Annotated in this window: 4 protein-coding genes and 1 pseudogene; 4 read left to right on the top strand and 1 reads right to left on the bottom strand. The window is 66.0% G+C overall.

Features of this window, described 5'->3' with window-relative positions:
* The 3 genes and pseudogenes from AB7U46_RS17335 to AB7U46_RS17325 form a co-directional block, all read left to right on the top strand.
* Positions 1-1,164, top strand: a pseudogene (locus tag AB7U46_RS17335) (TRAP transporter large permease subunit); the annotation flags it as partial.
* 104 nt (positions 1,165-1,268) lie between these two features.
* Positions 1,269-1,928 carry a glutathione S-transferase family protein gene (locus AB7U46_RS17330; protein WP_428338237.1) on the top strand — a complete coding sequence of 220 codons (660 nt, stop codon included), beginning with the start codon at positions 1,269-1,271 and terminating at the stop codon, positions 1,926-1,928.
* A gap of 90 nt (positions 1,929-2,018) precedes the next feature.
* Complete coding sequence (locus AB7U46_RS17325) at positions 2,019-2,492, top strand: hypothetical protein (protein WP_428338236.1); 474 nt, start codon at positions 2,019-2,021, stop codon at positions 2,490-2,492.
* 81 nt (positions 2,493-2,573) lie between these two features.
* Here AB7U46_RS17325 and phaZ read toward each other — a convergent pair whose 3' ends face one another.
* Positions 2,574-3,836: a polyhydroxyalkanoate depolymerase gene (phaZ, locus tag AB7U46_RS17320; protein ID WP_428338235.1), complete on the bottom strand. Its 1,263-nt coding sequence runs from the start codon at positions 3,834-3,836 to the stop codon at positions 2,574-2,576.
* 96 nt (positions 3,837-3,932) lie between these two features.
* On the opposite strand from phaZ, the gene phaC reads away from it, so the two are divergent.
* The gene (gene phaC / locus AB7U46_RS17315) at positions 3,933-5,726 is read left to right on the top strand and encodes a class I poly(R)-hydroxyalkanoic acid synthase (protein WP_428338234.1); all 1,794 of its coding nucleotides are present in this window, start codon (positions 3,933-3,935) and stop codon (positions 5,724-5,726) included.
* The last annotated feature ends 130 nt before the right edge of the window (positions 5,727-5,856 follow it).

Raw genomic sequence — 5,856 nt, 5'->3', positions numbered from 1 at the left:
CGGTGGGGCGGTGTTCTACGGCGCGTTCAAATGGCTCGACGACGGCAAGAACGCCTCGAACGCCGAGATCCTCGCCGCCGGGCTTGCGGTGATCGTGGTCTATATCCTGGCGCTGCTCGACAAGGGCTGAAGATCAACGCGATGAGCCGGCTTGCGCAGCAGGTGGTGATCGTGCTGATCCCGCCGCTCGCGCTGATCTTCCTCGTGCTCGGCACGATCTTCCTTGGCGTCGCGACGCCGACCGAAGGCGGTGCGATGGGCGCGGTGGGCGCGCTGATCCTTTCGGCGGTCAAAAGCCGGCTGACGATGGGGGTGGTGCGCGATGCGCTGGCCGCCACCACGCGGCTTTCGGCCTTCGTGATGTTCATCCTGCTCGGTGCGCGGGTGTTCTCGCTCACCTTCTACGGGGTGAACGGGCATCTCTGGGTCGAGCATCTGCTCACCTCGCTGCCGGGCGGTGAACTGGGCTTCCTGCTCGTCGTCTCGCTTCTCGTCTTCTTCCTCGCCTTCTTCCTCGATTTCTTCGAGCTCGCCTTCATCATCGTGCCGCTGCTGGCACCGGCGGCCGAGGCGATGGGGATCGACCTGATCTGGTTCGGCGTGATCCTCGGCGTGAACATGCAGACGAGCTTCATGCACCCGCCCTTCGGCTTTGCGCTGTTCTTCCTGCGCTCGGTCGCGGCGAAGGAGCCCTATGCCGACAAGGTGACGGGCAAGATGATCGCACCGGTGAAGACCTCGCAGATCTACTGGGGGGCGGTGCCTTTCGTCTTCATCCAGATCGCGATGATCGCCATCGTGATCGCCTTCCCGGGGATGGTGATGCATTACAAGGGCAAGCCGGTCGACACCTCGAACGTGAGCTTCACCGTGCCGGATCTGGGTGGTCTGGGCGGCGGGCTTGGCGGCGGTCTGGGCGTGCCGGGGGGCCTTGGCCTGCCGCCGCTCGGCGCGCCGGGCGCGGCGCCGGGGGCTGCGGCCCCGGGGGCCTCGGGCATTCCCGCGCCGGGCGGGCTTGGCGGTCTGCCGCCGGGGCTTGGCGGAGCGACGCCCGCCACACCGGGTGCGGCCAATGGCACGCCGCAGGAGCCGCCGCAGGGCGGGGGCGCGAGCCTCGGCATCCCGGCCCCGATGGGGCTTGGCGGAAACCCGATCGGGAACTGAGATCAAACGGCGGCCGAGAGGCCGCCGTTTTCCGTTGGATGCTGTGGATTGACCGCAGCCGGGGGCTTGGCTAGCACGGGGGCGGGCCTTTGCAGGAGATCGGGATGACGTGGACACTGGCGATCGGCGAGCGCTGCTATTCAAGCTGGAGCCTGCGCGGCTGGCTCCTTTTCGACGCCTTCGGCCTGCCGGTGGAGACCGTCACCGCGCCGCTCTACAGCGATGATTTCGCGCGGGTGCTCGCGGATTTCGCCCCGGCGCGGACGGTGCCTGCCGCGCGGCTTGGCGAGACGGTGATCTGGGACAGTCTCGCGCTTGCCGAGGAGCTGGCGAGCCGCCACCCCGAGGCCGGCCATTGGCCCGCCGACCCCGCGCAGCGCGCCGCGGCGCGCTCGATGGCGGCGGAGATGCATTCGGGTTTTGCCGCGCTGCGCGGGCATTGCGCGATGAACCTGCGCACCGCCTATCGCGATGTGCCGGTGCCCGACGCGGTGCGCGCCGATCTCGACCGGATCGAGCGGCTCTGGGCGGGGGCGGAGGGCTGGCTTTTCGGCGCCTACAGCGCGGCGGATGCCTTCTTTGCCCCGGTCGCAATGCGGATCGCGGGCCATGACCTGCCGGTGAGCGCAGGCGCGCGGGCCTATGTGCGCCGCCACCTCGCGCATCCGTCGCTGCGGCGCTGGGCGGAGCTGGGCCGCGCGGTCGATCCGGTGCTTGGCGCCTATGACCGCGACTGGCCGCAGGTCGACTGGCCGCAGGCGTAAGGCCCCCGGCCAAAGAAAACGCGCCGCGCGGGGCGCCGTTTCGTATTGGGGACGTGATACCACGTGTCAATCTTGATCGGAGCAACCAGATTGACCCAGATCCTGTTTGAGGGCGAACTTTTTGCGGATTACCATCAGATCTATCTTCGGGATGAAGCCTGTCCTGACCTCCCGGATGCTTATACGGAGGAAGACCTTGGCAATCGGCTGATGGTTTCGCCTACAGCCGCCGTGATCTTTACGGCGCGGGCAATGGAGGTTCCGCTCCGCGTTGAATGGAGTGACGTGCGGCCCGCCGTCGAAGTTGGCTCATACCAGCATGTTGTTGAAGCTGGCCTTCAGTGCACGTCAGGCCAACTCGTTCTGGCTGGCCTGACGGATTTCGACGGCACGGCGCCGCGGCTTCAGGTCCGCTCGGGCTCGCTTGGTCTTCGGGTGTCATTTGCGGGCCTTGATGCGCTGTCGGAAGATGAACTTGACGGCGACGACCGGTATTTACTCCAGCTTTGGCCCGAGACTGAGCTCAGGAGGATGAGCGTTCTCAAGGTTCGGCCGACCGTTTGAGAAAACCCGCGGCGATCTCGCCGCCTGCCAACGAAATGAAAACGCTCGCCGGTGGCGAGCGCTCAGGAGTGTTTCGGCGTTTCAAACCGCGCGCATCGTCGCCTTGCCGTCCTTCGGCGCGTTCGCGTCGATGAAGTCGAGCACCAGCGGGCGGATGTTGTTGCGCCAGCTCGAGCCGGCGAAGATGCCGTAATGGCCCGCGCCCGGTTCGAGGTGCTGCGCCTTTTTGCTGTCGGGCAGCCCGGTGCAAAGCCGCAGCGCCGCGACGCATTGGCCGGGGGCCGAGATGTCGTCATGCCCGCCCTCGACCGTCTTCACCGCGACCGTGGTGATCTTGCCGATGTCGACCGGCTTGCCCTCGATCGTGAAGCGGTTCTGCGCGATCTCGAGCCCCTTGAAGATGCGCTCGACGGTGGAGAGGTAGAACTCCGCCGTCATGTCCATCACCGCGAGATATTCGTCGTAGAAGGTGTTGTGGTGGTCGCGCTCCGAACCCTCGCCCTTCGCCTCGGCGACGATTTTGTCCTGGAAGGCCTTGGCGTGCTTGTCCATGTTCATCGAGATGAAGGAGGCGAGCTGCATCAGCCCCGGGTAGACCATCCGCCCGACGCCCTTGTATTTCGCGCCGACGCGCTGGATCACCAGCTGCTCGAGCTGGCCCATCGTCACGCGGCGGCCGAAATCGGTGACCTCGGTCGCGGCGGCGTCGGGGTCGATCGGGCCGCCGATCAGGGTGAGGGTGCGCGGCTGCGCGGCGGGCTCCTCCTCCGCCAGATAGGCGGTGGCGGCGAGCGTCAGCGGCGCCGGCTGGCAGACCGCGATCACGTTGATATCGGGGCCGAGGAAGCGCATGAATTCGACGAGATAGAGGGTGTAATCCTCGATGTCGAATTTCCCGGCCGAGACCGGAATGTCACGCGCATTGTGCCAATCCGTCACATAAACTTCGGCATCGGGCAGCAGGCTGGCGACGGTCGAGCGCATGAGGGTCGCATAATGGCCCGACATCGGTGCAACCAGAAGGATACGCCGCGCCATCGGCGCGCGGCCCTGCACCTTGAAATGGATCAGCGCGCCGAAGGGCTTGTCGAGCAGCGTCTCGACCTCGACCGAATGGTCGCGCCCGTCGGTCGCGGGGATCGAGCGGATGCCCCAGTCGGGCTTGATCACCATGCGCGCGAAGCTGCGCTCGGTCACCCGGCCCCAGGCGGACATCACCTTGAACATCGGATGCGGAACCATGCCCCAGACGGGGTAGGAGGCCATCGCACGGGCGGAGGCGCCCATCCATTCGTTCGTGTTCCTGATGGTTTCCATCAGGTCGTAACTCATCATGCCCTTCATGGTGCTCCCTCGATACCTCCCATCGCAAAACGTCACTTTACCACCGAACTTTGGCGACGTTATGCTTTCATTGAGTAATAGGGAGGAAGGCGCGACATGACAACTGCCGAAGAAACGGCCCCGGCCGCATCGAAGGTTCTGCAGGAGAATCTGGAGCGCATCGAGGCGCTGACGCAGCGCCTGATCCAGGCGCTTGCCCAGAAGGGGGCGCCCAATCCGGCGCTGGAGGGGCCGGGGCTCGACCTCTACATGCATTCGGGCGCCGCGATGCTCAAGGAGATGGCCGAGCACCCCGAGAAGATCTTCGAGGCGCAGGTGGCCTATTGGGGCCAGGCGATGAAGCATTACGTCGAGGCGACCCACGCCCTCGCCCAGGGGGCGCTGAAGCCGCCCGTCGACCCCGGGCCGAAGGACCGCCGCTTCACCAACCCGCTCTGGGACACCCACCCCTATTTCAACTTCGTCAAGCAGCAGTATCAGATCGCCTCGAAGGCGATCGAGGACTCGGTCGACAAGATCGAGGGGCTCGACCCGGTCGACCGCAAGCGGCTCGACTATTTCGCGCATCAGATCATCGACCTGATGGCACCGACGAACTTCCTCGCCACCAATCCCGATGCGCTGGAAAAGGCGGTGGAGACCGAGGGCGCGAGCCTGGTGAAGGGGCTCGAGAACCTCGTGCGCGACGTCGAGGAGAACAAGGGCAACCTGCTCGTCACGCTCTCCGACAAGAACGCCTTCACCGTGGGCAAGAACATCGGCACCGCCGAGGGCTCGGTCGTCTACCGCAACCGGATGTTCGAGCTGATCCAGTACAAGCCGACGACGGAAAAGGTCCACAAGACGCCGCTGATCATCTTCCCGCCCTGGATCAACAAGTTCTACATCCTCGATCTGAAGCCGCAGAATTCGCTCATTCGCTGGATCGTGGATCAGGGCTTCACCCTCTTCATGGTGAGCTGGAAGAACCCCGACGCCTCCTATGCCGACGTCGGCATGGAGACCTATGTCGAGGAGGGCTATCTCACCGCGCTCGAGCAGGTGAAGCAGATCACCGGCGAGAAGAAGGTGAACGCCGTCGGCTATTGCATCGCCGGCACCACGCTGAGCCTGACGCTCGCGCTGCTCGACAAGCGCAAGGACAAGACGATCAACTCGGCGACCTTCTTCACCACGCTGACCGACTTCTCCGACCAGGGCGAGTTCACCGCCTTCCTGCAGGATGATTTCGTCGGCGCGATCGAGGCGCAGGTGAAGGCGGCGGGGGTGCTCGGCTCCTATTTCATGCAGCGCACCTTCTCCTTCCTGCGGGCGAACGACCTGATCTACACCCCGGCGATCAAGTCCTACATGATGGGCGAGGCGCCGCCGGCCTTCGACCTGCTCTACTGGAACGGCGACAGCACCAACCTGCCCGCGAAGATGGCGGTCGAATATCTGCGCGGCCTGTGCCAGGAGGACAAGTTCACCGGCAAGGGCTTCCCGATGTTCGGCGAGACGCTGCGGGTGAGCGACGTCAAGGTGCCGCTTTGCGCGATCGCCTGCGAGACCGACCACATCGCGCCCTGGGTGGCGAGCTTCACCGGCGTGGCGCAGATGGGCTCGACCGACAAGACCTTCATCCTGTCGGAAAGCGGCCATATCGCGGGCATCGTCAACCCGCCCTCGAAGAAGAAATACGGCCATTACACCTCCGAGGCGCCGGTCACCGATCCGCTCGCCTGGAAGGCGGCGGCGACCCGCCACGAGGGCAGCTGGTGGCCGCGCTGGGGCGAATGGCTGGCCGCGCGTTCGGGCGCGATGGTGGCCGCACGCGAGCCGGGCGACGCCGCCCATCCGGTGCTCGCGCCGGCGCCCGGCACCTATGTTTCCGAGGTGGTCGCGGTCTGAACTTGCCGCGCGGCGGGGCGAGCCCTGCCGCGCGCCCGCCGCCCGCGCAAGGGCGGCTCCGGACCGGCGCGGGCAAGGGGGAACGCCCCCGCCGATCGTGCCGATCCCGCCCTCCGAAGGGACGCCTATT

It is taken from the genome of Paenirhodobacter sp. (assembly GCF_050177655.1).
Lineage (GTDB): Bacteria > Pseudomonadota > Alphaproteobacteria > Rhodobacterales > Rhodobacteraceae > Rhodobacter.
Note: the sequence above shows the minus strand (reverse complement) of the source record. Positions and strands in the feature narration are given on the sequence as shown.